This window comes from Viridibacillus arvi (assembly GCF_001274945.1).
Classification (GTDB): Bacteria; Bacillota; Bacilli; order Bacillales_A; family Planococcaceae; genus Viridibacillus; species Viridibacillus arvi.
Window position 1 is genome coordinate 1,899,356 of sequence record NZ_LILB01000001.1, and the last position, 25,043, is coordinate 1,924,398.

A 25,043-nucleotide genomic window follows, 5' to 3' on the forward strand; every position below is an offset into this window, starting at 1 on the left:
GCAATTTAATTGAATATTTAGAAATTTATTTAGACATTTTGATATAAAGTAACGCAGTCCGCTTCGTTTCTACTGAACCATTCCTTAACGTGGAGACATCCGAATTCCACCATCTAGACGAATCACTTCTCCGTTTATATACTCATTTTCTACCATGAATAGTACCAATGATGCGTATTCAGTCGGTTTTCCAAGACGTTTCGGAAACTCGACCATGCTTTCCAATTTCTCAACCACTTTTTCTGACAAAGTCTCTGCCATTGGTGTACGGAACAAACCTGGCGCAATCGTATTAATTCGAATGCCAAAAGAAGATAGGTCGCGTGCAACTGGCAAAGTCATTCCTGCAACTCCAGCTTTACTTGCACCATAAGCTGCTTGCCCCATTTGACCATCAAAAGCAGCTACTGACGCCGTGTTAATAATAATTCCACGCTCGCCAGCATCTGTAAGAGGTTCATTTTTTGCCATTTCTGTCGCTGCCAATCTCAATACATTAAACGTCCCATTTAAGTTGATATCTATCACTTGTTTAAAGTTTTCTAAAGGCATTGCTCCTGAACGGCCCAATGTCTTTTGAGGTGTTCCGACACCAGCGCAGTTCACACAAATATGCACAGCTCCAAATGTCTCCATCACTTTCTCGATTCCAGCCTGTACAGATGCATCGTCCGTAACATTTACAAGAGCGTAAACAACGTTTTCACCCAATTGCTCACATGCCAGTTGTGCTTTTTCTTCATTCAAATCAAAAATGACTACTTTTGCTCCTCTTTCTACTAAACTTGTAACCGTACCAAGTCCTAAACCTGAAGCTCCACCTGTAACAATTGCTACTTTACCTTTTATATTCATGTTCTCCACTCCAATTCTTTTATTAATCAAAATTTGTGGTTTTCACCACTAGTATTCTTTTTATAAAGTAATAGTTTGAACTACTAATGATTAAGGTTAATACCCTTCAAAAACTGGTTTTCTTTTTTCTGTGAAAGCTGCTAATCCTTCTGCCATATCGTATGATTTTGTATGCGCCTTCAACGATAACAATTCTTGTTTCAATGCTATTTCAACAGGTTGCTCCAATCCATCCGTTACAAGTTGTTTCATCTTGCGAAGGACCAAAGGACTTTTTTCTGAAATCTTGTCTGCAATTGCTTGTACAGTAATTTCTAATTCCTCTGGACTAACTACTTCTTGAACAAATCCGTATTCCTTCATTTCAGCTGCACTAATAAATTCGCCAGTGAACAGTAAGTACTTTGCACGGTTAACACCAATTTTCCGTGGCAACTTCACAGCGCCACCTGCTCCAGGCAACACACCGAAATTAGCATGAGCATCCCCGATTTTCGCTTTTTCAGACGCAATAACAAAATCAGCCGTCATCGCAAGCTCTAAACCGCCAGCCAAAGTAATACCGTTTAATGCGGCAATTAAAGGTTTACTCAACTTTTCTAACTTCCTAAAAAGCTCTTCACTTAAATCTAATAAGCCCGGTTCCTTTTGATACTTCACCTCAAGGTCTTCCAAAAGTTCCTTTAAATTTGCTCCTGCACAAAATGCTTTCCCCTTGCCTGAAAGTACAATAACACGGACATCATCATCGTTTTCCGCTTGGACAATTGCCTCTTTCAAAGCAAGCAATAAAGCTTTTCCTATTGCGTTCATTTCGTCTGGACGGTTTAAATAAATCCATGCTGTTTGATTACGTTTTTCATAAATAATTGGTTGATTGCTCATTGTAAGATGTCCCCCTTTATTTAAATACGCCTTGTTCTTTCCATTCTCTAATTTGATGTATACTAAATCCTTGTCCTACTAAAATATCTGTTGTATTTTCACCGATAGCTGTACCTACATGCTGATAAATTGGTTTAGCTGATGAAAATTTGATTGGAGTAGCCATTTGTTTTTGACTGGCTCCATTCACTTTAGGAACATCTACTATCATTCCCCTTGCTTGAAGTTGCGGATGATCGCACGCTTCGGCAAACGTTAATACCGGTTCCACGCATCCTTCTAAATCTCCATCAAACACGGCCAGCCATTCTTCATAATTCTTTGTTAAAAAAACTGCTTTAATTTCTTTCTTAAACATTTCTTGATCCGCGGCCTTTTCACTCATTCCTATACCAAATAATTCAGATTTCCCAAGAGCCTCACAAAGTATTTTTTTAAAAGGCGGCTCAATGCTCCCCACGGAAAAATATCGACCGTCTTTCGTTTCATAAAAATCATAAAATGTGCCACCATTTAACTGCATTTCTTCTGGTTGCGGTTCTATTCCTCCAGCGAGATATCCAGAGCCATAAACTGCATTCAGAGAGAAAGCAGCATCAGTCATGCTTATATCGATGTATTGCCCTTCCCCCGTCTTCTCACGATGAACAACTGCTGCCAATATGCCAATAACTGAATGTAATGACCCTCCCGCAATATCTGCAATTTGGATACCCATCGTTGTAGGAGCTTCTCCTTTACGCCGCGAGTAGTCCATTACACCAGCTACTGACAAATAGTTATTATCATGCCCCGGTCGATTGCGGTAAGGCCCTGTTTGACCGTATCCTGTCAGCGAGCAGTAAATGAGTTTAGGGTTCACTTTCTTTAGTGATTCATAATCAAGACCTAAACGCTCCATAACACCCGGCCTAAATTGTTCAATAACGATATCGTATTCGGCCACTAACGTTTTAATGATTTCCACTGATGCTTCATGCTTCAAATTCAATGTCAACGAGCGTTTTGAGCGATTCAAATAACCGTGCGCAGCAGACAGTCCCTCTTTATCAAAAGGTGGCATCACTCTAATCAGATCGACTCTCGCCTGAGACTCCACCCGGATTACTTCCGCTCCCATATCAGCGAACATCATAGTGGCATACGGTCCAGGCAACAAGGTTGAAAAATCTAGTATTTTCAATCCTTTTAAAATGCTCATTATCCGTCCCCCCTGCTACTCTTGCTTTCCAAAAATACCTCTACTAATAATTTCTTTCATAATTTCAGAGGTACCTCCAAAAATCCTTTGAATTCTAGCATCCACGAAAGCTCTAGATATTGGATATTCCTGCATGTACCCATACCCTCCGAATAATTGTAGGCAACCATCTACGATTTTCCCTTGCGCTTCAGTGCATGTAAGTTTAGCCATACTTGCTGTTTCAGTATCAAGGTCTCCTCTTTCTATTAAATACAGACATTCATTAACAAATGAGCGATTCACCCTTGCTTCCGTCTTCATTTCTGCAATGCGAAATCTAGTATTTTGAAATTGGCTAATTGGTTTTCCAAATGCTGCGCGTTCATTTACATATGCAATCGTTAAATCTAATACTCCTTCTAATGCTCCTTGTGCACCAATTGCGATTGTTAGTCTTTCTCTAGGAAGCTCCTTCATTAATGTAATAAACCCTCTGTTCAATTCGCCTAAAATTGCGTTATCAGGTACTAATACATCCTCTAAAAACATTTCAGAAGTATCGCATGCATGTAATCCAATTTTTTGAAGGTTTTTCCCTCTGCTTATACCTGGGGTGGATAAATCTACTATAAATAATGTTGTTCCTTTTGATGCAGGTACTTTCAGGTCCGTTTTAGCAACAACAATCACAAAGTCACAAAGTTGACCATTACTAACAAATGTTTTTGAACCATTTATTACATAAGTTAATTGATCTTCATCAAACTGGGCTATTGTTTGAATTCCTTGAAGATCACTTCCTGCGCCGGGCTCAGTCATTGCAATTGCACCGACAAGTTCACCGGTAGCCATTTTCGGTAGATAGTAATTTTTTTGTTCTTCATTTCCTGAGCTCAATATGTAATGAGCAATAATATTAGAATGAACCGATAAATTAACCGCAATTGCTGCATAACCTAGTCGATTCAACTCATCGATAACTGTTACAGAATAAGAGAAAGGCGCTCCTGACCCACCGTACCTTTCTGGAATATCTATACATAACAACCCTTCATCTCCAAGCCTTTTCCAAAGATCACGAGGGATGATGCCATTTTCTTCCCAATTACTATATTCCGGTTCAATTAATTTCTTTGCTATAGATTGAATGGATTTACGAAATAACAACAACTCATCTGCTTGATGCATCTCACTGATTGCCATATATATATCTCCTTTACACTTTGATGATGTCTGCCACCTTGGCCATTAGTACGCTTTTTCCATGTTGATTGTATGTTGTTAATGAGATCGTAATAATTCCCTGTCTTCTTTATCTTGAATCATATGAAGAATTTAAGTTCTTCCGATAAAACTTTAGCTTTACTCTATATAAGCAAGACCCATGCCAACTTTATTTTTAATTGATACCCTTGAATATTAGGTGATTTCTAAAATATATATGTCCATAATCGTGAACACATTTCCGTTAATAAGTGATGAGTGTTAACAAATAAGTGTAAACTGTACACCTATTTGTTATAATATTTTTAATTATCAGTAAATTTAACGAGTGGAGGAATTTTATAATGCGTGTCGAGGATGTCATGATGAAAGATTCGCCTACTTGTACAGTAAATTACACAATTCAAGATACATTAGAAATTTTCGCTAAAATAAATTCGCAAATTATTCCGGTAGTTAACGATGATAAAAGATTAATAGGTTTATTAACAAAAAATAAAATTATTCAAATACTAGCGGAAGGTTATTCATTTCAGTACCCTATTTCATCTTTTATTAATTTTAATCCCATTTTCTTATATCCAGATCAAGATATTAATGAAACTCGAAAATTACTACTTAATCATCAGATTGGACATGCACCTGTCGTAAATCGACAAATGCAACCTATTGGCATTCTTTCTACATCACAAATATTATTTGCATACGACCTTGTATATGATCGATTGCAAACCCAACAATCATTACTATTCGAAAACTTAAATTTCGGATTATTTTCTGTTGATACTAAGTTTAAGGTTAACGCCATAAATCCTGTAGCAGAAAAAATCCTTCAATTATTACCCAATAAACAACATGTATTCAATGAATTAAACGGACTCGGGGAGATTACTAATCTATTAACTGGGATATTGCATCATAAAGAACAAATAATGAAAAAGAAGATGCAATTAAATGGCCATAGCCTTGTCGTACAGAGTTATCCATTGATAGAAAAAAACAAACTAGTTGGTTCCATGGTCATTATGGATGATTGGACTAATATCGAAAAAATAGCCAATGAACTGCGTTTTTCTAAGGAATGGGAGGAAAAGTTACGAAGCGTTATTGAACTAGCTTATGATGGCATTATTTTAGTTGATCAAAAGGCAGAAATAACGATGGTCAATAATGGCTTTTGTGAGTTATATAATGTTCAAAGTAATGAACTTTTAGGGAAATCCATTTCGAACATGTACCCTGATTTAGGGTTAGATGAAGCTTTACAAACAGGTGTCAGAATAACGAATGTTGCAAAATTAATTGGTAAGACACAATGTCTTATTACAATTTTACCTATAAAAAACAATGAAGAAATTATCGGAGCAATTTGTAAAATTACATACCGTGGTTTAAAGCATTTGCAAGAAGCTATTAAAAAGGTAAATAACTTGGAACAACAAGTCACTTACTATCAAAAAGAATTGAATGAACTTAAGGGAACAAAATACTCTTTTGCTAATATTATTGGGGAATCTTCCAATATTAAACGGATAAAAAATGAAGCCTTAGCTGCTTCTAATAGTTTATCAACGGTTTTAATTTTAGGGGAAAGTGGCACCGGAAAAGAATTATTTGCACATGGAATCCATGCCTCTTCTTCTCAAACCGGTATGTTTATTCAAGTGAACTGTGCGGCAATTCCTCCAGAGTTATTGGAGTCAGAATTCTTCGGTTATGCTGAGGGCTCGTTTACTGGTGCAAAAAAGGGTGGGAAAAAGGGCAAATTTGAAATGGCTCAAAATGGAACATTATTTTTAGATGAAATCGGTGATATGCCTCTTTCACTTCAATCAAAACTATTACGAGTTTTACAAGAAAAGGAGTTTGAACCAATAGGGAGCAATCGTATTATTAAACTCCAAACTAAAATTATTGCTGCAACAAATCAAAACCTTGAAACACTTATTAAAGAGGGGAAATTCAGAGAAGATTTATATTATCGTTTAAATATAATGAGGATTAACATTCCACCTTTACGAGAACGAATTGAAGATATACCTGACATTGCAGAATCCATTATTTCAAAACTAAAACTTTCAGGATTTCATTTAAAAGGAATCACTCATTCTGCATTAACAAAGTTATTAAACTATAACTGGCCAGGTAATGTTCGTGAGCTACATAATATTTTAGAAAGGGCAGCAAATCTAACAAGTGATGGATATATAGATGCTCAACACCTTCCAGAATCGTTCAATGCTAACGCTAATATTTTCACATCAACTGAAAATATAAGAATAGATCAAACAAATACACTTCTAGCATATTCAGAGGAACTTAATAATAAACCATATTGGAATGCTATTGATCATAAAGAAAAAGAACTCATACTTGCTGCACTTAAAGAAACAAATGGAAACAAAGCAAAAGCAAGTAGAATATTAGGTATCAGTCGCACGTGGCTTTACGAAAAGATAAAAAAATATAATATAAGTATTTGAATACACCTACAATATAATCCATTTCTAGCAAACTACCGATTAACCTGCCTTACAGTCAAGAAATATTCTTAAGTTCCAATAATAAAAAGCGAGGAGAAAACATACTGTTTTTCTCCTCGCTTTTTTTATTAAAACACTTATCATTTACTACCTTACTTGAATAAACTGCTGTGTCCAGTAATGTTTATAAGGGCCACCGTTAGCATAACCTACTCCAATATGAGTAAAACGGCTATTTAGCATGTTTGCTTTATGACCTGGGCTATTCATCCAAGAATTCATAACATCTTTTGGCGATATTTGGCCAGCCGCAATATTTTCACCTGCATAGTAATAACTTATGCCGTAGTTACGCATCATATCAAACGGAGAACCGTATGTTGGACTAGTGTGGCTAAGGTATTGAAGATTACGCATGTCTTCTGATTTAAGAGTAGCTGTTTTCTCTAGTCTTTTGTCTATTTTAAGTGGTTCTACTCCTACTTTTTTTCTTTCTACATTCACAAGATTAACTACTTGTTCGCTAAAAGTTACAGGTTCAGGTTTTGGTTCTGGTTTCTTTACAGGTTCTTTTTTATATGGTGATTTTAATTTACCTTTTTTATAAAGAATCCCATTGTATATGTATTGAGAAAATGCTCCTCGTTTAACTAAATCACTTGCACCAAATTTTGTTGATGATTTTCGTTTACCAACACCGGAAGTAACAAATGCTTGTACATCTTTATAAGCTTTATTTTTCTTAGATACATCTGAATACGACAGGTTTTTAACGGATTTTAATTTAAATGCCTTTGTTAACATTGTTGCCATTTCAATCTTCGTTATTTTACCTTTTGGATTGAATTTTTTTGATTTCTTCCAAATTTTTTCGTCCACTAAAGTTGCAGCATATGGATATGCCTTACTCGATTTTTTTAAATCTGTAAATTTCGGATTAGGACGGTTCTTAGTAGAAAGTTTTAAAGCTTTAACAATTGCTTTCGCCGCATCTTCGCGTGTTACATAACTAGACGGTTTAAATTTGCTACCTTTATACCCCGTCATTATTTTTTTTGAAACTACATACTCAATTGCTTTTTTGTTTGAATGAGTTTTTGAAACGTCTTTAAATTTAACATTAGTCGCCGCAAATCCCGTTGTCGACAGCGTTCCTACCATAAAGATGATTGCAATCAAACATGAAAATATCTTCTTATACATCGTACTTACTTCCCTTCTGTTGCTTTAATTGCCTAAACTTTAATGCACAACTTTATTATATTAATATAATTAAAAATAGTTTAATAGGACAAGAAGTACAATTTCTTATCAAATAAATGGATAATTTAATAAACCTTATATTACATTTTAAAATAAATTACTCAGTTAATTTGTATTATTCTCCATAAAAAAAGACAGGGAAAGCATCTCATTCATGCTTTCCCTATCTTTTTATCAGTTAATCTCGATCTAGTATGTTTTTTAAATGGTAAATGAGTTTTAGTAATTCCGTGAATAAGTTGATGAAGTCCAAGTATAGATTTAATGCAACGAGTGGCACTTCTTCATCACTAATATAACTTCGAGCAATTTGATTCATATCATACAACGTATAACCGACAAACAGCATTACACCAATTGCACTTGCAAAGACCATTACAATATCGCTAAAACCAACGAAAATCGTAATGATAGAAAAAATGATGACACCGATTAATACGATAAACAAAAATTTGCCCCAGTTACCTAAATTACGTTTAGTATTATAACCAATAATACCTGCTACGATAAAGATTGCCGCTGTTGTACCGAAGATAACTAGTACTAAACTTCCACCTAATGCACCGATGTAAAATTGGAGCAAGCTATATAATGTCACACCTGTTAAGAAAGCAAATAGGATGGATATCGATTTGCTCGCTTTTCTTGCTGCACGACTAAACATAACGATTAACAGTAAAACAACCGTTGCGATACTAATAGGCATTACTAGTGATACGGGAACAAATACACCAGCAAATAGCCCGATTGCTGTGACTACCCAAAGCAATGTAAAAAACCGAAGAACTTTCGGAAATTGTGATTCCATTAAATTTATCTCTCCTATATTGTTAAGCTACTTTTATTATAATTCTTTTTTAAATAAATGTTTAATAGTATGGATATATCAAACTATCAAACCTCATTCCCTTTCGAACAATAGTGAAATTCTTCATTAGCTAAAACTATATGTTTATCTTACACTTTTGCATTCCATACTTCGATAACAGTTGAAATATTCAGCGTTTATACTAGCTATAGATTAGTCATTATAATATGTAGGGAGATTGAATATGAATACTTTCAAATTTATACCGTTGATACTTTTAACGACATTTTTAATGGGTTCTTCTTTTGCAGTAGTTAAAATTGGTTTGCCTTATTCATCACCATTGTTATTAGCAGCATTACGCTTTACACTTGCTGGAATCATCATGGCAATAATCGTGATTATTTTAAAAAGACCTCATCCAACTTCAAAGGAAAGTTGGATAAAGTTGCTGATAATAGGTAGTTTGCAAACAGCTGGCGTTATGGGCTGTATCTTTTTAAGTTTACGAACGATTACGGCTAGTGAATCCTCAATTCTCACTTTCACAAACCCATTACTCGTTGTAGTATTCGGCACCATCTTTTCTCAAATACGCTATAAATATTATCAATGGATTGGCGTTCTTTTCGGTTTACTAGGCGTAAGTATTACGATGGGAGCACAAATTGAATTTAAGATTGGTATTCTTTTTGGCATTCTATCTGCTATATTTTGGGCGATGGCCACATTATTAGCTAAAAAATGGGGAGCATTTTTTGATAACTGGGTTTTATCCGCCTATCAGATGCTGTTTGGTGGATTAATATTATTACTTGGTAGTTTTACTCTTGAAGAGTCATTTTTCATTTTGAATAGTAATTCAATATTCATTTTATTATGGCTAAGTATTATGTCATCCATTGTTCAATTTGCGGTCTGGTATTATCTTTTACAAAAAGGTGATCCAGGGAAAACGAGTGCCTTTTTATTTTTAGCACCTTTTTTTGGTGTACTAACTGGATGGTTATTATTAGATGAACCATTATACCCTTCTCTTATAGTTGGTGGCCTATTTATAATTATTGGTATTTATTTAGTCAATAGTAATTTCAAGCAAAAAAATAATCTAGTTCAAAGTACTATAAAAGTAAATGAATAGATTTCGTTCAATCGTAAAACCCTCGCCTTATCTACATATTTAGGCGAGGGCTTTTCATATCAACATTACATATTTATATTGAAACTTTGTTTGAAACCTACTTTTCCTTTGTCGGTAATTTTTACAGCACGTATAGATGGCACTCGAACTATCCATCCTAAATCAAAAAAGTGTGTCATTAGTCCATGTCCTAAAGCACCTGCAAGATGATGTTGACGCTCACTCCAGTCTAAGCAAGCATGGGAAAATGAGCGGCGTTTTCTTTTTAGTTTATCTAAATCAATGCCTAATTCAGTAAAGAATTGTTCTCCTTTAAGAGTAACTATAAATTCTCTCTCTTCTTTTTTTAGATAACCTGAATGCAACATCGATTCGGTTAAGTTTATGCCTAATTTACCAGCTAAATGGTCATAGCAAGTTCTAGCTTCCTGAAGTAATTTTACTTGGCTAGATTGTTTTAATGAACGAACTTCAGGAGGTGGCGAAATGGCAAGAAAAGATTCCAATATACGTGCAACTTCTCCACCCACCAGTTGATAATAGCGATGACGTCCCTGTTTCTCTACTTTCACCAAATTACCTTCTACTAATTTTGCTAGGTGAAAGCTCGCTGTTTGAGGTGTTACAGCAGCCATATAAGCTAATTCACTGGCTGTATGAAAACGCCCATCCATTAAACTTGTAAGTATTGTTGCTCTTGAGGTTTCTCCAAGGAGAGAAGCAACTTCAGCCACATTGGGATTTATACTCATTTCCAACACCCTTTCCGCATTCCATATTTCGATTATAGTGGAAGTATGGAATCCCTACAATATTCACCAAAAACACTCAGCTTTATCGTATCTATTTCAAAACCCTTTGAAGTATTAGTGAAATAACCCCGTGTCTTTAATTTTAAAATTAATTATCTTTGCAACTATTGTTGTTTTCAAACGTATATAGGGTATCATATCTATTCAGGAGGTATTGTATATGTTCATAATCCCAACTATTATTGCTTTTTTATATGAATTATTATTAGCTATACCTATTTTAGGTGGAGCTATTATGATTGGTTCTGGATATTCAGCTTTAACGACTGCGCTTGTTATTCACGTAATCGTTCTTGTTCTACGCTTTGTGACTGGTCACTCAAAAGTTGTACCTATTTTAGCGATTATTTTAACTTTACTGACTTGGATTCCTATCCTTGGATGGACTATTCATATTTTAATCGCCGTTGCTTATTTCATTGATTTTTTTATGGGTTTAGGCAAAAGTTCGATTAAAAGGGATTTTTAAATTAATCAATTTATAGTACACAGTTTCAATTCCGCAAAATTGAAACTGTGTATTTTTGTGCGAACTAAACCTTGCGCTATAAAAAATGAAAAAACCACATCCTCTCTCCAATTACAGAGAAGATGTGGTTAGTCTGCTAAACAGCAGAAGTATTATGTGGTAAAGCTTAAATCGCTACAATATTCACAAGTTTCCCAGGAACAGCGATAATTTTCTTAATTTCTTTACCCTCAATTAGTTCTGCAATTTTTTCATCTGCTAATGCAATTTCTTGTAAGTCCTCGCGAGATGCGTCTTTTGCTACTAATATCTTGGTTTTTACTTTACCGTTTACTTGCACTACTACTTCGACTTCATCGTCAGTTAATTTCGACTCATCAAATGTTGGCCATGAAGCGTACGTTAATGTTTCTGCTTTACCAAATTTCGCCCATAACTCTTCTGCAATGTGAGGAGCAATTGGCGCTAACATTTTAACAAAGCCTTCAGCATAAGCTGTTGGCACGACATCTGCTTTGTAGCAATCATTGATGAATACCATCATTTGTGAAATAGCCGTGTTGAAACGGATATGCTCGTAGTTTTCAGTTACTTTTTTCACTGTTTGGTTATACACTTTTTCTAAAGTAGCATCATCTGAAGCTTGGATTTTATCTGATAGTGATCCATCTTCATTGATAAATAGACGCCAGATACGATCTAAGAAGCGTCGTGCTCCATCAAGGCCATTTTCAGACCATGGAATAGATGCTTCAAGTGGGCCCATGAACATTTCGTAAAGTCGAAGTGTATCTGCACCGTGGCTCGCAATAATATCGTCAGGGTTTACTACATTCCCTTTTGATTTAGACATTTTTTCATTACCTTCTCCTAAAATCATCCCTTGGTTGAATAGTTTTTGGAAAGGCTCTTTAGTTGGTACAACACCTAGATCGTACAATACTTTATGCCAGAAACGAGCATATAGTAAATGCAGAACAGCGTGCTCTTGACCACCAATATAAATATCAACTGGTAACCAGCGTTTTAATAATTCTGGATCCGCAAGCATTTCATCATTTGTTGGATCAATATAACGTAGGAAGTACCAACTAGAACCAGCCCATTGTGGCATAGTATTAGTTTCTCGACGACCTTTTTTACCTGTTACAGGGTCAACTACATTTACCCACTCTTCAATATTCGCAAGAGGTGATTCTCCAGTTCCACTTGGGCGGATATCATCAGTTTTAGGTAAAATAAGAGGTAGCTCTGATTCATCAAGCGTTGTTACTTCGCCATCTTCCCAATGAATAACTGGGATTGGCTCTCCCCAATAACGTTGGCGACTAAATAACCAGTCACGTAAACGATAAGAAATTTTCTTTTCACCTACGCCTTTTTCTTCTAACCACTCAATCGCTTTAGCAATCGCTTCTTCCTTGCCTAAACCATCAAGGAATCCAGAGTTAACATGTTTACCTTCTCCAGCATATGCTTCTTTTTCGATATCTCCACCCGCTACAACTTCAACGATTGGTAAATCGAATTGTTTTGCAAATTCGTAGTCACGTTCATCGTGAGCAGGAACTGCCATGATTGCACCTGTACCATATGTTGCAAGTACATAGTCAGCGATCCAAATCGGCATTTTCTCACCATTAATCGGATTGACTGCATAAGCGCCTGTGAAGACACCCGTTTTTTCTTTTGCAAGGTCAGTACGTTCAAGGTCAGATTTCATTTTCACTTCATCTAGGTATGCTTCAACTGATGCTTTTTGTGCATCTGTTGTAATTTCAGCTACTAGTTTATGTTCAGGAGCAAGTACTGCATAAGTAGCACCAAATAATGTGTCCGGGCGTGTTGTAAATACACGGAACGATTGATTTGTGCCATCTACTGTATATGCCACTTCTGCGCCTTCAGAGCGACCAATCCAGTGACGTTGCATATCTTTAATATTTTCTGGCCAATCTACATCTTCTAAATCGTCAACTAAACGATCAGCATAAGCAGTAATTTTAAGCATCCATTGTTTCATAGGACGGCGTTCAACAGGGTGTCCACCACGTTCAGATTTACCGTCAATTACTTCTTCATTAGCAAGTACTGTACCAAGTGCTGGGCACCAGTTAACAGCTACCTCATCAATATAAGCTAAACCTTTTTTGTATAGTTGAACGAAAATCCATTGAGTCCATTTATAGTAGCTTGGATCTGTTGTATTGATTTCGCGATCCCAGTCATACGAGAAGCCAAGTTCTTGAATTTGACGTTTAAATGTCGCAATATTTTTTGCTGTAAATTCAGCTGGATCATTACCCGTGTCTAAAGCGTATTGTTCAGCAGGTAGTCCGAATGCATCCCAACCGATTGGGTGAAGGACATTATAGCCTTGCATACGTTTGAAACGACTTAAAATATCTGTTGCTGTATAACCCTCAGGGTGTCCAACATGTAGACCCGATCCTGATGGATAAGGGAACATATCTAGTGCATAAAATTTTGGCTTTGATTCATCATTGACAGTTTTAAATGTATTATGTTCTGCCCAATATGATTGCCATTTCTTTTCGATCTCTTGATGATTGAAATTCAATGATTTCTCCTCCTTAAAATAATAAAACAAGCTTCGCCATATATTTTGTCATAATATTCCTATACTTTAGACAAAATAAAAACTCCCGTCCCTAGAACAAGGGACGAGAGCTTAAAAAGGTTCCCGCGGTACCACCCAAATTAGTGTATTACACTCAACTTGATTCCTTAACGCGGAAAACGGCTTTGGTTACACTTGTATTCACCATTGCAGACTCCAAGGCGAGTTCAATTTATCCATTTACTAGCTTACACCACCCGCTAGCTCTCTTGAAAATCAAATAAATTTACTATTCCTTATCATAGTCTTGTTATATTGAATCTAATTCTAATCGAATTGAGCCAAAATGACAAGCAATTTAAAAATCTTGGAAATAAAAGGGTTATGATGTTCAGATCGAAGTTTTCTTTATAATATGTAAAGGGTTCGATTTCTACCCTATTTATATGTGAAGAAAAGGATATCAATAAAGTACACGAATTATTTTTAATGTAAAAAAAGAAAGGCATATCTTACTATGCCTTTCTTTTTTATATAGGATATCACTTATCTAATAACTACATTTTCCTGGACATTTTCTACATTTAAATCAGCCCCAGTAGCTGCAATAACTTCTTCTACTGTATACCCTTCAAATACTTCTCTTAATACCAGTCCTATAGGTGTTACATCAATAACAGCGCGATCCGTAATGATTTTGTCGACAACAGATTTTCCTGTTAACGGTAGTTCACAAGTCTTTTTAATCTTAGCAGAGCCATCTTTTGCTACATGCTCCATTATTACAATAATTTTCTTTGCACCATGTACTAAGTCCATTGCTCCGCCCATACCTTTAATCATTTTCCCTGGAATCATCCAATTGGCTAGGTCACCTGTTTCAGATACTTCCATTCCACCTAAAATGGCTACATCAATATGGCCACCGCGGATCATCGCAAATGATTCAGCATTGCTAAAAAAAGCAGAGCCAGGAATAGTTGTAACCGTTTCTTTCCCTGCATTTATCAAATCAGGATCTACTTCATCCTCTGTCGGATATGGTCCTATTCCTAATAACCCATTTTCTGATTGTAAAATTACTTCTTTATTTGAAGCTATATAATTAGCCACTAATGTTGGCATACCAATTCCTAAATTGACATAATTCCCGTCAGCAATTTCCTGCTCCGCACGACGTGCAATTATTTCTCTTACATTCATATCTCAAAGTCCCCTTTCTTTAAGAACGAATCATTAAGCGTTCAATTCTTTTTTCTTGTTTCGCCTGAAATAGGCCTTGTACGTAAATGCTTGGTGTCTGCACTTGGTTAGGGTCAATGTCACCCGGCTTCACTAGTTCCTCTATTTCAGCAATCGTAAATCGTCCAGCTGCAGCCATGATTGGATTAAAGTTTTGTGCTGTTTTGTTATAAATTAAATTACCAAAACGATCTGCCTTAGCTGCTCTTATTAATGAAAAGTCTGCACGTAAGGCTTCCTCTAAGACATATTCCTTACCATCGAATATGCGTGTTTCCTTCCCTTCTGCAATAGGAGTCCCCACTCCCGCAGGTGTATAAAATGCTGGAATCCCTGCTCCACCTGCACGAATTTTCTCCGCTAGTGTACCTTGTGGTGTCAGTTCTACCTCAATTTCACCAGATAGTACTTGACGCTCGAATTCCTTATTCTCACCCACATAAGAACCAATCATTTTCTTTATTTGTTTTTTATGTAGTAGTAATCCAAGTCCCCAATCATCAATGCCGCAATTGTTAGAAATGATGGTTAAGTCTTTCACTTCTTTTTCAACTAAAGCTAGAATGAGTTGCTCTGGAATACCAACTAAGCCAAATCCACCCACCATGAGTGTCATACCATCTTGAATATCAGCAATCGCTTCACTTGCAGAAGTATAAATAGGCTTCATCTTCACTACCCCTTTCTTCACTTGAAATTTCTCCCTCTTTCATTTTCTCAAACATGTAACAAATATTCAAATTCTAGCAAATATATATATTTATGTAGTATTTTATGCAAATAAAAAACTGAGAATCTCAAAGACTCTCAGTTTTTTTCTCTTTTAGCGGTCGATCATACACGACATAAGGTACTATAGCAATCGCAAGGAAAATTGTTAAAACAATGAACATAATATGCATACCTAATTGATCAGCCAGCACACCACCTATAAAAGGTCCTACCATTCGTCCTATCATCGCAGCACTATTTACAACCCCTTGATAAAATCCATCTCGTCCTTTGGGCGCTAACGTGCTAGCAATTGTAGGAATTGCTGGCCATACGAACATTTCTCCAAAAGTCAAAATGATAATTGCAACCATGAACATTTGGAATGATTCTGCAAAGCTCACTACAATAAAGGATACGATATAGATGGAAATCCCTAACACTAGTTGCGCTTTCATAAGATGTTCCAATTTTTTTACAATCGGATTAATCAGTGGTTGCCCGATTACAATCAATAATCCATTTACAGTCCAAAGCAAACTATATTGCTTCAATGAAATACCTAAATCTTGTGTATAAGATGAAATTGTTGTCGTCCATTGTGAATAGGCAATCCAACTGAATAGGAAACCAGATGATATTATTAATAGTGCGATAAAAGAAGATTTATCTTTCACACGCTTACTTTCACTCACAACAGATGTTGGCCCCATTGATTGTTCACCCATGGACCGGAAACCAAAAAAGGCAATGAAAAAGAACACTACGTACATTAGTAAATTCGCACTAAATAAATAGTCAAAGCTATACGACGCTACAACTCCTGCAAGAGCTGGACCAATCGCTACACCTAAGTTTTGAGCTAAGTAAATGGCATTAAATCCACGCCGCCCTCCTTCTGGCCAAGCAGTACCTACCATTGCGAACATACTTGGGAATACAACCCCACCACTAAAACCAATAAGCGTTAAAAACCACACGTAATGAGGCCATCCATGCCAAATTGTTAAGCAGATTAGACCTAAAATTGTCACAATAATTCCAAACATGATCGCCTTATAACCGCCATAACGATCAAATAAATAACCACCTAGTAAGTTTCCAACAACACCTGCAGCAGCATTTGCCATTAACACAAGCCCTGCAACAGAGAGAGATTGCCCTAGATGATCATGCATATAAATTGTATTTAAAGGCCATAAAAATGAACTACCTGTAACATTTACAAGCATACCAATTATTAATAGCCAGACACTTTTTGGCATCCCCTTACCCCCATTATTTCGTATAACTAAATAATCTTATTTCATTTCCATTATTTCAACAACCCCATAAAGCTTTTTTCTATTAATTTTTTTCACTTGAAATAAAATGATTCGATGAATTGGCCATTCCCATGTTAAAATAGTTCGTTAGAGGAGTGAAAACGCATGACTGAAAATTTATTTCCGTTCCCTTCTGATGGGAAACGTTATTATACATGGAATCGATATTTACGTGATGAGTTTGGTCACAAAGTATATAAAGTAGCTTTGGATGCAGGCTTTGACTGTCCAAACCGTGACGGCACTGTAGCATTTGGTGGTTGTACATTTTGTAGTGCAGCCGGCTCAGGTGACTTCGCTGGTGATCGCGTAGATCCAATTCCAGTTCAATTCGAAAAAATCAAACATAAGATGGAGCAAAAATGGAAAAACGGCAAAACGATGGCCTATTTCCAAGCATATACAAATACACATGCCCCATTACCAATCTTGAAAGAGAAATTCGAGGCGGCTTTAGCTCAAGAAGGTGTTATGGGGATTAGTATTGCTACCCGACCTGATTGCTTGCCTGATGATGTTGTTGAATATTTAGCTGAACTTAATGAAAGAACTTATTTATGGGTAGAACTAGGTTTACAAACAGTCCATGAAAAAACAGCAACAATGATTAATCGTGCACATGATTTCGCGACTTATGTTGAAGGCGTCGAAAAATTACGTAAGCACAATATACGAGTATGTAGTCATATCATTAACGGGTTACCTCTTGAAACAAATGAAATGATGATGGAGACTGCACGAGCTGTCGCTAATCTTGACGTACAAGGGATCAAGATCCATCTACTTCATTTATTAAAAGGTACACCGATGGTTAAACAATATGAAAAAGGCATCCTTGAATTTCTGGATAAGGATGAATATATTAAGCTGGTAGCTGACCAACTAGAAATCATCCCGCCTGACATGATCGTGCATCGAATTACAGGTGATGGACCAATCGACTTAATGATTGGACCAATGTGGAGTGTTAACAAGTGGGAAGTGTTAAATGGGATTGATGCTGAACTTGAAAGACGAGGTAGCTGGCAAGGCAAGTTTTATAATGCGGAAGTGCCATCTAAATGAAGCTCCAGCGCGTATTACAATACACTAAAGATTTACTAGCAGATACAGTAGTAGCTGGTGATTCTGTGGTTGATGCGACAGCTGGAAATGGACATGATACAGCCTTTCTAGCAGAGCTTGTAGGCACTACAGGACATGTCTATGCTTTTGATGTTCAGCAGCAAGCAGTTGACGCGACAAAATTACGCCTTGAGGAAAACCAATTAGACAAACAAGCTACAGTTATTTTAGATGGCCATCAAAACGTTAAACACTATGTATCAGAGCCTATTAAAGCAGCTATTTTCAATCTCGGTTATTTACCTGGTAGCGAACACTCGATTGTCACAAAGCCTGGTACAACAATCGAAGCAATCTCTGACTTATTAGACCTATTACATGTAGGCGGTATGATTATTCTCGTTGTTTACCATGGTCATGAAGGCGGCAAGGATGAACGCGATAAATTATTAGCTTATGTTAGTGACTTACCACAGAAATACGTTCATGTTTTACGTTATGAATTTATCAACCAAAAAAATGACCCTCCATTTATCATTGCTCTAGAGAAAATGAAGGACTTACCATAAACAAATTACTACAATACAAGACTTCTATTACCGTTCATACAGGTGATGGAAGTCTTTTTTATATCTCTCACCTCATTTACATACAAAAATACTTGAATAAAAGACATTGCACATAGTGATACTGATAATATTCTATTTTTATAAGGAGAATCAGTATGCCAAAAATTCATGCAGTTAGTACATATAATCCCCCTTTTACATTAGTACAAACTCAGGCTGAGCATTTTGTTCGAACTCTTTTTTCACAAAAAATAACTCAACTAGAGCGCTATTTACGAGTTTTTGAAAATGGTGAAATTCTTAATCGCCATCTTACTATGCCAATTGATTGGTATAAACAAGATCACGATTTCGCCGAACGTAACCGACTTTATATTGAACACGCTGTCTCTTTTGGCGTTACTGCGATTGAGAGCTGTTTAGAAAAAGCTGGCGGGGTCAGTACGAAGGATATTGATGCCATTGTATTTATTTCTAGTACCGGCATTTCAACGCCAAGTATTGATGCTCGAATTATGAACAAACTCCCTTTTTCTGAACATGTTGTACGAATTCCTATTTGGGGACTAGGTTGTGGCGGTGGTGCCGCCGGAATTAGTCGGGCTAATGACTACTGTATTGCCCATCCTGCTTCAAAAGTTTTAGTCTTATGTGTTGAGCTTTGTAGTCTTACTTTCCAAGCGAATGATTTAACTAAAAGTAACCTAATAGGCACATCCCTTTTCGGAGATGGTGTCGCTTGTGCGCTCGTATGTGGAGATGCTGTCATGGCATCTTCTCGCCAGCCACTACCCGCTATTAAAGCGACTGCTTCCAAATGGCTTCCTAACTCAGAGGATGTCATGGGATGGGCTGTTGAAAATACAGGTTTTCATGTCATATTCGCCAAAAGTATTCCTAGCGTTATCGAAAATTGGCTAGCCCCTTTTGTAGAAGAATTTTTACAAACTAACAAAACAGGGCTTTCAAACCTCCATCATTTTGTAGCACATCCAGGTGGAAAAAAAGTATTGGTCGCTTATGAAACTGCTCTACGAATAGATTCGCAATTACTTATACCAAGTAAAACCATATTACAAGATCATGGTAATATGTCTTCTCCCACTGTTTTATATGTATTAGAAAAGACAATGACAGAGTATGCTAATAAAGGAGATATTGGCTTAATGGCCGCTCTAGGACCGGGTTTTAGCGGAGAACTATTACTCTTAGAATGGAAGTGATGACTTGCTATTTTCTATCGTCTTCATACTAATTTGTTTACAACGCTTAGGAGAATTAATGGTTGCACGGTCAAATGAGCGCTACCAAAAACAACAAGGGGCAATTGAGGCTGGTCAGGGGCACTACCCACTTATGGTGATAATGCATACTCTCTTTTTATGCAGCCTACTCTTTGAATACTTATGGCTCAAACCTCCATTGAGCCCACTATGGCCTTATCTACTAATAGCCTTCATAACGCTACAATTTGCACGTGTTTGGGCTATTCAATCACTTGGTCGATTTTGGAATACGAAAATCATTATTTTGCCCGGAGCCAAACTAGTAAAGCAAGGACCGTATAAATGGATGCCACATCCAAATTACGCCATTGTCGCTCTTGAAATCGCCATTATACCTCTTATTTTCCAGGCATATTTCACTGCTATTATTTTTACGTTCCTTAATTATGGGATGATGCTTATACGTATTCCGATAGAAGAAGAAGCACTTTCACAATATAGCAATCACCCTTCTAATGAACCAGATAAAATTTCTAGTTAAAAAAATAACCTCTACATAGCTAAATTTGCTAAGTAGAGGTTATTTTTATAGTATTTCCTTTGCAATTAGTTCAAAGGATTTTAATTTGTCTTCAAAATGATAAGCAATCGTTACTAGCATCACTTCTTCTGCTTGGTATACTTCTGCTAAGTTTTCAATTTGTTCTTTTACTTGTTGAGGATTTCCCACAACTAATCTTTTACGAAATTCCTCAATACTTTGCAAATCATAAATTGTATATGGATAATTCATAGCTGTTTCAATAGACGGTGTTCCAGCAGATGGCTTACCTTGTACTAAACGAAGCATAGTCAGTTCCTTCGATGATGCAATTCTCTTAGCATCTTCTTCAGTCTCTGCACAAACTACAAAGACAGCTACTGCTTGCTTTGGCTGTTGTAAATATTGAGAAGGTTTAAAGCGATCTCTATATGCCTTAGCATAAGAAGGGCCTCCATCACCATTAATAAATTGAGCGAACATATATGGCAAGCCTTTTTCCGCAGCTAAATATGCTGAATTAGCACTTGAACCAAGCATCCAAACAGGTGGAGCGCTATTGGTCGTCGGTGTTGCTTTTAAACCTTGGAATTGATGACCTTCTGGTACTGCATCATGCAAATATATTAGTAAATCATCAATCTGGTTAGGGAACTGATTGACATCACGAAAATCCCCATCATGTAAAGCATGAGTTGCACGTGGCATTCCACCTGGTGCTCTCCCCATCCCTGCATCTATACGCCCTGGGTATAAGGCTTCTAATAACTTAAAATTCTCTGCAACTTTATATGCTGAGTAATGTGGTAGCATCACACCACCTGACCCAATGCGAATACTCTTAGTTGCTGACGCTAAATGAGATATTAGTATTTCAGGCGATGAACCCGCTAAAGTTGTTGTGTCATGATGTTCTGAAACCCAGAACCTTGAATATCCCCATTCCTCTGCTTTTTGTGCTAAAACAGTTGTTTGTCGCAATGCCTCGACAGCATTGGAACCTTCAGAGATGGGTGACTGGTCTAATATACTTAATCGAATGTCCAAAAAATCGCCTCCTAGCTAAAGAGTACCGAAACATATAAAATAACACCAATAAAAAGTACTAAGGGTAAATGGAATACCCTTAGTACTTAGAATGTTATTCTGATTTTTTATTTTTATTATAGTTAACCCAGAAGTCTGCATTTTTGATACCTAATTGTTCTGGATTAAACACAGGGTCTTTTCCTTGTTTCTTCTGGGCTTCATAGTCTTTTAATGCAAGTAAAGCTGGCTTCATAATAAATAGTATACCTATGACATTTACCCAAACCATTAACCCTAATCCTACATCACCTAGTGCCCATGCTATAGTAGAAGTTTTTACTGTCCCATAGAATACGGCAGCCAAGAAAACAAATTTCATAACCCAAATCCATAACTTTTCTGCCTTTCCTTTAAATAGATACGAGATATTTGTTTCTGCTATATAGTAATATGCCATTACAGTTGTAAAAGCAAAGAAGAATAAAGCAATGGCTACAAATTCTGAACCGAATCCTGGTAAAGCAGAGTCCACTGCGTATTGTGTATACGCCGCACCAGCTTCAATATTAGACGCTACAATCCCTTTTCCAAAGTCACCTTGATGAAGGTATGTTGCATTCGCTTCATCATAAACATTAAAAGTCCCTGTAAACAAAATCATGAATGCTGTTGCTGAACAAACTAATAACGTATCAATGTAAACGGAAGCCGCTTGCACGATACCTTGTTTGGCTGGATGAGATACTTCTGCTGCTGCTGCGGGATGGGCTCCTGTACCTTGACCAGCTTCATTTGAGTAAATACCACGTTTTACTCCCCAGGCGATTGCAGCTCCAATGATCCCCCCAAAGGTTGAATCCAAAGCAAAGGCATTTGCAAAGATTAATTTAAATACTGCAGGTACTTCAGAAATATTCATTAAAATAATCACAAGGGCCATTAAAATATAGGCAATAGCCATAAAAGGTACAACATATTGGGCTACTTTTGCAATTGATTTAATACCACCAATAATAATAATTGCTAATAAAACAACGATGATAAGTCCGGAAATCCACATTTTAATACCAAAAGCACTTTCCATTGCCCCTGCAATTGCATTAGTTTGTACACCAGGCATTAAAACTGCCATTGCGATTAATGCAATAACGGCAAAAACTATACCAAAGCTTTTCTTCCCCAAGCCTTTTTCAATATAGAAAGCTGGACCACCACGATATTGATCATCTTTTTCTTCCTTGTAAATCTGAGCAAGTGTCGATTCAACGTAAGCTGTCGCGGCTCCAATAAAAGCGATAGCCCACATCCAAAACACTGCACCCGGTCCGCCAAATGCAATAGCTGTAGCTGTACCTGCAATATTACCTGTTCCTACACGACCAGATAGCGCTATCGACATAGCTTGGAATGAAGAAATACCTTTTTTTGACTTTTCTCCTTTAAACATAAGAACACACATGTCTTTTATCAATCGAACTTGTAAAAATCGTGTAATGATTGAGAAAAGTAAACCTACTGCGAGTATGCCATAAATCATCCACGGTCCCCATAAAAAGTCATTCAGAAGCGAAACGAAACTCTCCACCTATTCTCCTCCTTTTTTATTTTTTAGTTAAAACTTCGTATTTTCTTTTTAATGATAGGAATATAAAATTTATAAAAAAGCATTAGTGGATATATGTTACATTCTGATATATAACTAAATTTCATAATCCGTAAATCATTATATGTGTTATATATCAGAAAAATCCGAGGGGTATACATTATTATTTAAGGATAGAGCTTTATCTTTTAATTATTAAATCAATATTTTCCCAGTAAACTCAATTAGAGAATATTATTCTCTTCTCCACTTATAGCAAACCAAAAATCCTTAACAAAAAAAGGCGCCTCGTTAGTCATTTACAGACTAAGAGACGCCCTATTATATTGTAAAAATATTGATATCATTTATGCATATTAAACTCCATTATCGAAAAAACAATTCATTTATCAGTTTAATGCTTATTTACTTTCTTTATTTTTTTGTTCCCAGAAATCAGCATTTTTAATACCTAATTTAACGGGATCAAATTGAGGATCAATCCCCTGCTTTTTCTGCTCTTCATAATCTTTTAATGCTATTATAGACGGTTTCACCAAGAATAATAGCGCGATAATGTTTACCCAAACCATTAGCCCTAGACCAATGTCACCTAAAATCCAAGCTAAATCCGATGTTCGAACGGCACCATAGAAAGTCGTAGCAATAATAATAATTTGCACGGCACGTATGCCAACTTTCTGCCGCTTCCCTTCAAACATATAAGCAATATTCGTTTCAGCAATGTAATAATAGGCCATTGTCGTTGTAAAAGCAAAGAAGAATAATGCAATGGCAACAAAGCCTGAGCCTACCCCAGCACCTGGGAATGCACTGTCGACAGCTGCTTGAGTATAAGCTGTTCCTGCGATAACACCGGGAGCATTTTCAACTAAATATTCACCTTTACCATCATCTAATTGGACATTATACATACCTGAAAATAGGATCATAAATGCTGTTGCCGTACAAACTAAAAATACAGCTAAGTATACAGAAGCTGTTTGTACTAGACCTTGTTTTACCGGATGAGATACCTCAGCAGCTGCTGCTGGGTGAGGGCCTGTACCTTGTCCAGCTTCACTTGCATAAACACCACGTTTTACTCCCCACGCTATTGCAGCACCTATCATCCCACCAAAAGTAGAATCTAGACCAAACGCACTTCGAATAATTAAAGAAAATACTTCAGGTACCTTCTCAATATTAATAACAATAATAATGGCTGCAACTAGAAGATATCCTAACGCCATAAACGGTACGATAAAAGAAGCTACTGAAGCTATACGTTTTACGCCACCTAAAATAATGGCACCTAAAATAACACAAACTACTAAACCTGAAATCCAATGTTTTATGCCAAATGCAGTATACATAGAGTCAGCGATAGCATTCGACTGCACAGTTGGTTGTAAAAATGCCATTGCTACAACTGCTGCTACAGCAAAAATCATTCCTAACCAACGCTTCCCTGTACTTTTTTCGATATAAAATGCAGGTCCACCTCGATAAACACCATTTCTTTTTTCTTTATATATTTGTGCTAAAGTTGATTCTACATAAGCGGTTGCAGATCCGATGAAGGCAATTACCCACATCCAGAAAATTGCACCCGGTCCCCCAAAGGCAATTGCTGTAGCAGTACCTGCAATATTACCAGTCCCAACACGACCAGATAGCGCCATTGATAATGCTTGGAAAGAGGATACACCTGCTTCAGATTCTTTGCCACTGAAGATTTGTTTAAACATGTCTTTCAATAAACGGACTTGTACACCTTTTGTTAATATAGTAAATAATAATCCGACTAGTAGAATACCGTAGATCATCCACGGTCCCCATAAAATTTCATAAACACTGGTAATAATGGCTTCCATCTATTGTCCCCCATTGATCATAATAAATTATTCCATAAATAATATATATTGCCAATTTCAAATAAAAGAAAAATTAATTCTATTAAAATAGCAATTGTTATGTATTATATATCAAAACCATAAAATTGGGAATATCCCTTATGTGTTATATGACAATTGAAATCGGTTACAA

21 protein-coding genes and 1 other annotated feature are annotated in these 25,043 nt (G+C 36.5%); of the genes, 7 read left to right on the forward strand and 14 right to left on the reverse strand.

The features are described 5' to 3' along the window. Nucleotides 1–84: 84 nt before the first annotated feature. From AMD00_RS09030 to AMD00_RS09045, 4 genes are all read right to left on the reverse strand, one after another. The gene (locus tag AMD00_RS09030; RefSeq protein ID WP_053416675.1) at nt 85–855 is read right to left on the reverse strand and encodes a 3-hydroxyacyl-CoA dehydrogenase; all 771 of its coding nucleotides are present in this window, start codon (nt 853–855) and stop codon (nt 85–87) included. A 96-nt stretch (nt 856–951) separates the two neighbouring features. Next, complete coding sequence (locus AMD00_RS09035; protein WP_053416676.1) at nt 952–1,740, reverse strand: enoyl-CoA hydratase/isomerase family protein; 789 nt, start codon at nt 1,738–1,740, stop codon at nt 952–954. 16 nt (nt 1,741–1,756) lie between these two features. Continuing rightward, nucleotides 1,757–2,941 carry a CaiB/BaiF CoA transferase family protein gene (locus tag AMD00_RS09040; protein ID WP_053416677.1) on the reverse strand — a complete coding sequence of 395 codons (1,185 nt, stop codon included), beginning with the start codon at nt 2,939–2,941 and terminating at the stop codon, nt 1,757–1,759. Nucleotides 2,942–2,956: 15 nt separating this feature from the next. Next, the gene (locus tag AMD00_RS09045) at nt 2,957–4,126 is read right to left on the reverse strand and encodes an acyl-CoA dehydrogenase family protein (RefSeq protein WP_245639465.1); all 1,170 of its coding nucleotides are present in this window, start codon (nt 4,124–4,126) and stop codon (nt 2,957–2,959) included. A 365-nt stretch (nt 4,127–4,491) separates the two neighbouring features. On the opposite strand from AMD00_RS09045, the gene AMD00_RS09050 reads away from it, so the two are divergent. Further along, nucleotides 4,492–6,630, forward strand: coding sequence for a sigma-54-dependent Fis family transcriptional regulator (locus AMD00_RS09050; RefSeq protein ID WP_053416679.1), 2,139 nt, complete (start codon nt 4,492–4,494; stop codon nt 6,628–6,630). Between the two features lie 147 nt (nt 6,631–6,777). On the opposite strand, the gene AMD00_RS09055 is transcribed toward AMD00_RS09050, so the two are convergent. Both AMD00_RS09055 and AMD00_RS09060 read right to left on the reverse strand, forming a co-directional pair. Next, on the reverse strand, nt 6,778–7,833 hold the full coding sequence (locus AMD00_RS09055) for a CAP domain-containing protein (protein ID WP_053416680.1): 1,056 nt from the start codon (nt 7,831–7,833) through the stop codon (nt 6,778–6,780). Between the two features lie 238 nt (nt 7,834–8,071). Next, nucleotides 8,072–8,701: a Bax inhibitor-1/YccA family protein gene (locus AMD00_RS09060; protein WP_053416681.1), complete on the reverse strand. Its 630-nt coding sequence runs from the start codon at nt 8,699–8,701 to the stop codon at nt 8,072–8,074. A 244-nt stretch (nt 8,702–8,945) separates the two neighbouring features. Here AMD00_RS09060 and AMD00_RS09065 point away from each other — a divergent pair, with 244 nt between their 5' ends. After that, entirely contained in the window at nt 8,946–9,842 is an 897-nt protein-coding gene (locus AMD00_RS09065; RefSeq protein WP_053416682.1) for a DMT family transporter, read from the forward strand. Nucleotides 9,843–9,907: 65 nt separating this feature from the next. On the opposite strand, the gene AMD00_RS09070 is transcribed toward AMD00_RS09065, so the two are convergent. Next, nucleotides 9,908–10,594, reverse strand: a complete 687-nt coding sequence (locus tag AMD00_RS09070) for an ArsR/SmtB family transcription factor (protein ID WP_053416683.1) — start codon at nt 10,592–10,594, stop codon at nt 9,908–9,910. A 220-nt stretch (nt 10,595–10,814) separates the two neighbouring features. Here AMD00_RS09070 and AMD00_RS09075 point away from each other — a divergent pair, with 220 nt between their 5' ends. Continuing rightward, nucleotides 10,815–11,123: a hypothetical protein gene (locus AMD00_RS09075; RefSeq protein WP_053416684.1), complete on the forward strand. Its 309-nt coding sequence runs from the start codon at nt 10,815–10,817 to the stop codon at nt 11,121–11,123. Nucleotides 11,124–11,289: 166 nt separating this feature from the next. Here AMD00_RS09075 and leuS read toward each other — a convergent pair whose 3' ends face one another. The 4 genes from leuS to AMD00_RS09095 form a co-directional block, all read right to left on the reverse strand. Continuing rightward, on the reverse strand, nt 11,290–13,704 hold the full coding sequence (gene leuS, locus AMD00_RS09080; protein WP_053416685.1) for a leucine--tRNA ligase: 2,415 nt from the start codon (nt 13,702–13,704) through the stop codon (nt 11,290–11,292). A gap of 96 nt (nt 13,705–13,800) precedes the next feature. Beyond that, nucleotides 13,801–14,016: a binding site (T-box leader), on the reverse strand. Between the two features lie 234 nt (nt 14,017–14,250). Beyond that, nucleotides 14,251–14,907, reverse strand: coding sequence for a 3-oxoacid CoA-transferase subunit B (locus AMD00_RS09085; RefSeq protein WP_053416686.1), 657 nt, complete (start codon nt 14,905–14,907; stop codon nt 14,251–14,253). A gap of 19 nt (nt 14,908–14,926) precedes the next feature. Next, nucleotides 14,927–15,616: a CoA transferase subunit A gene (locus AMD00_RS09090; RefSeq protein ID WP_053416687.1), complete on the reverse strand. Its 690-nt coding sequence runs from the start codon at nt 15,614–15,616 to the stop codon at nt 14,927–14,929. Nucleotides 15,617–15,743: 127 nt separating this feature from the next. Beyond that, nucleotides 15,744–16,922 (reverse strand): MDR family MFS transporter, encoded by a 1,179-nt coding sequence (locus AMD00_RS09095; protein ID WP_053416688.1) that lies wholly within the window; start codon nt 16,920–16,922, stop codon nt 15,744–15,746. 165 nt (nt 16,923–17,087) lie between these two features. On the opposite strand from AMD00_RS09095, the gene AMD00_RS09100 reads away from it, so the two are divergent. The 4 genes from AMD00_RS09100 to AMD00_RS09115 all read left to right on the forward strand — a co-directional run bounded on the left by AMD00_RS09100 (nt 17,088) and on the right by AMD00_RS09115 (nt 20,383). Next, the gene (locus tag AMD00_RS09100; protein WP_053416689.1) at nt 17,088–18,047 is read left to right on the forward strand and encodes a TIGR01212 family radical SAM protein; all 960 of its coding nucleotides are present in this window, start codon (nt 17,088–17,090) and stop codon (nt 18,045–18,047) included. Then, the gene (locus AMD00_RS09105) at nt 18,044–18,616 is read left to right on the forward strand and encodes a class I SAM-dependent methyltransferase (RefSeq protein ID WP_053416690.1); all 573 of its coding nucleotides are present in this window, start codon (nt 18,044–18,046) and stop codon (nt 18,614–18,616) included. The genes AMD00_RS09100 and AMD00_RS09105 overlap by 4 nt, the downstream gene beginning before the upstream one ends. Before the next feature lie 155 nt (nt 18,617–18,771). After that, the gene (locus AMD00_RS09110; protein WP_053416691.1) at nt 18,772–19,839 is read left to right on the forward strand and encodes a type III polyketide synthase; all 1,068 of its coding nucleotides are present in this window, start codon (nt 18,772–18,774) and stop codon (nt 19,837–19,839) included. Between the two features lie 58 nt (nt 19,840–19,897). Beyond that, a complete protein-coding gene (locus AMD00_RS09115; protein WP_245639466.1) occupies nt 19,898–20,383 on the forward strand; it encodes an isoprenylcysteine carboxyl methyltransferase family protein in 486 nt (161 codons plus the stop codon). A 45-nt stretch (nt 20,384–20,428) separates the two neighbouring features. Here the strand turns inward: AMD00_RS09115 and AMD00_RS09120 are convergent, their stop codons facing one another. The 3 genes from AMD00_RS09120 to AMD00_RS09130 all read right to left on the reverse strand — a co-directional run bounded on the left by AMD00_RS09120 (nt 20,429) and on the right by AMD00_RS09130 (nt 24,871). Further along, nucleotides 20,429–21,430 carry an LLM class flavin-dependent oxidoreductase gene (locus AMD00_RS09120; protein ID WP_053416693.1) on the reverse strand — a complete coding sequence of 334 codons (1,002 nt, stop codon included), beginning with the start codon at nt 21,428–21,430 and terminating at the stop codon, nt 20,429–20,431. Between the two features lie 94 nt (nt 21,431–21,524). Further along, on the reverse strand, nt 21,525–22,997 hold the full coding sequence (locus AMD00_RS09125) for an alanine/glycine:cation symporter family protein (protein WP_053416694.1): 1,473 nt from the start codon (nt 22,995–22,997) through the stop codon (nt 21,525–21,527). 419 nt (nt 22,998–23,416) lie between these two features. Further along, nucleotides 23,417–24,871, reverse strand: a complete 1,455-nt coding sequence (locus AMD00_RS09130; RefSeq protein WP_053416695.1) for an alanine/glycine:cation symporter family protein — start codon at nt 24,869–24,871, stop codon at nt 23,417–23,419. Nucleotides 24,872–25,043 lie beyond the last annotated feature (172 nt).

What these genes read in the sequence shown, in the direction of transcription:
- AMD00_RS09115 (WP_245639466.1), top strand. Translation starts at nt 19,898, where the DNA reads ATGGTTGCACGGTCAAATGAGCGCTACCAAAAACAACAAGGGGCAATT.
- AMD00_RS09045 (WP_245639465.1), bottom strand. Translation starts at nt 4,126, where the DNA reads ATGGCAATCAGTGAGATGCATCAAGCAGATGAGTTGTTGTTATTTCGT.
- AMD00_RS09040 (WP_053416677.1), bottom strand. Translation starts at nt 2,941, where the DNA reads ATGAGCATTTTAAAAGGATTGAAAATACTAGATTTTTCAACCTTGTTG.
- AMD00_RS09095 (WP_053416688.1), bottom strand. Translation starts at nt 16,922, where the DNA reads ATGCCAAAAAGTGTCTGGCTATTAATAATTGGTATGCTTGTAAATGTT.
- AMD00_RS09030 (WP_053416675.1), bottom strand. Translation starts at nt 855, where the DNA reads ATGAATATAAAAGGTAAAGTAGCAATTGTTACAGGTGGAGCTTCAGGT.
- AMD00_RS09105 (WP_053416690.1), top strand. Translation starts at nt 18,044, where the DNA reads ATGAAGCTCCAGCGCGTATTACAATACACTAAAGATTTACTAGCAGAT.
- AMD00_RS09110 (WP_053416691.1), top strand. Translation starts at nt 18,772, where the DNA reads ATGCCAAAAATTCATGCAGTTAGTACATATAATCCCCCTTTTACATTA.
- AMD00_RS09050 (WP_053416679.1), top strand. Translation starts at nt 4,492, where the DNA reads ATGCGTGTCGAGGATGTCATGATGAAAGATTCGCCTACTTGTACAGTA.
- AMD00_RS09100 (WP_053416689.1), top strand. Translation starts at nt 17,088, where the DNA reads ATGACTGAAAATTTATTTCCGTTCCCTTCTGATGGGAAACGTTATTAT.
- AMD00_RS09070 (WP_053416683.1), bottom strand. Translation starts at nt 10,594, where the DNA reads ATGAGTATAAATCCCAATGTGGCTGAAGTTGCTTCTCTCCTTGGAGAA.
- AMD00_RS09130 (WP_053416695.1), bottom strand. Translation starts at nt 24,871, where the DNA reads ATGGAAGCCATTATTACCAGTGTTTATGAAATTTTATGGGGACCGTGG.
- AMD00_RS09085 (WP_053416686.1), bottom strand. Translation starts at nt 14,907, where the DNA reads ATGAATGTAAGAGAAATAATTGCACGTCGTGCGGAGCAGGAAATTGCT.
- AMD00_RS09065 (WP_053416682.1), top strand. Translation starts at nt 8,946, where the DNA reads ATGAATACTTTCAAATTTATACCGTTGATACTTTTAACGACATTTTTA.
- AMD00_RS09075 (WP_053416684.1), top strand. Translation starts at nt 10,815, where the DNA reads ATGTTCATAATCCCAACTATTATTGCTTTTTTATATGAATTATTATTA.
- AMD00_RS09090 (WP_053416687.1), bottom strand. Translation starts at nt 15,616, where the DNA reads ATGAAGCCTATTTATACTTCTGCAAGTGAAGCGATTGCTGATATTCAA.
- AMD00_RS09060 (WP_053416681.1), bottom strand. Translation starts at nt 8,701, where the DNA reads ATGGAATCACAATTTCCGAAAGTTCTTCGGTTTTTTACATTGCTTTGG.
- AMD00_RS09055 (WP_053416680.1), bottom strand. Translation starts at nt 7,833, where the DNA reads ATGTATAAGAAGATATTTTCATGTTTGATTGCAATCATCTTTATGGTA.
- AMD00_RS09035 (WP_053416676.1), bottom strand. Translation starts at nt 1,740, where the DNA reads ATGAGCAATCAACCAATTATTTATGAAAAACGTAATCAAACAGCATGG.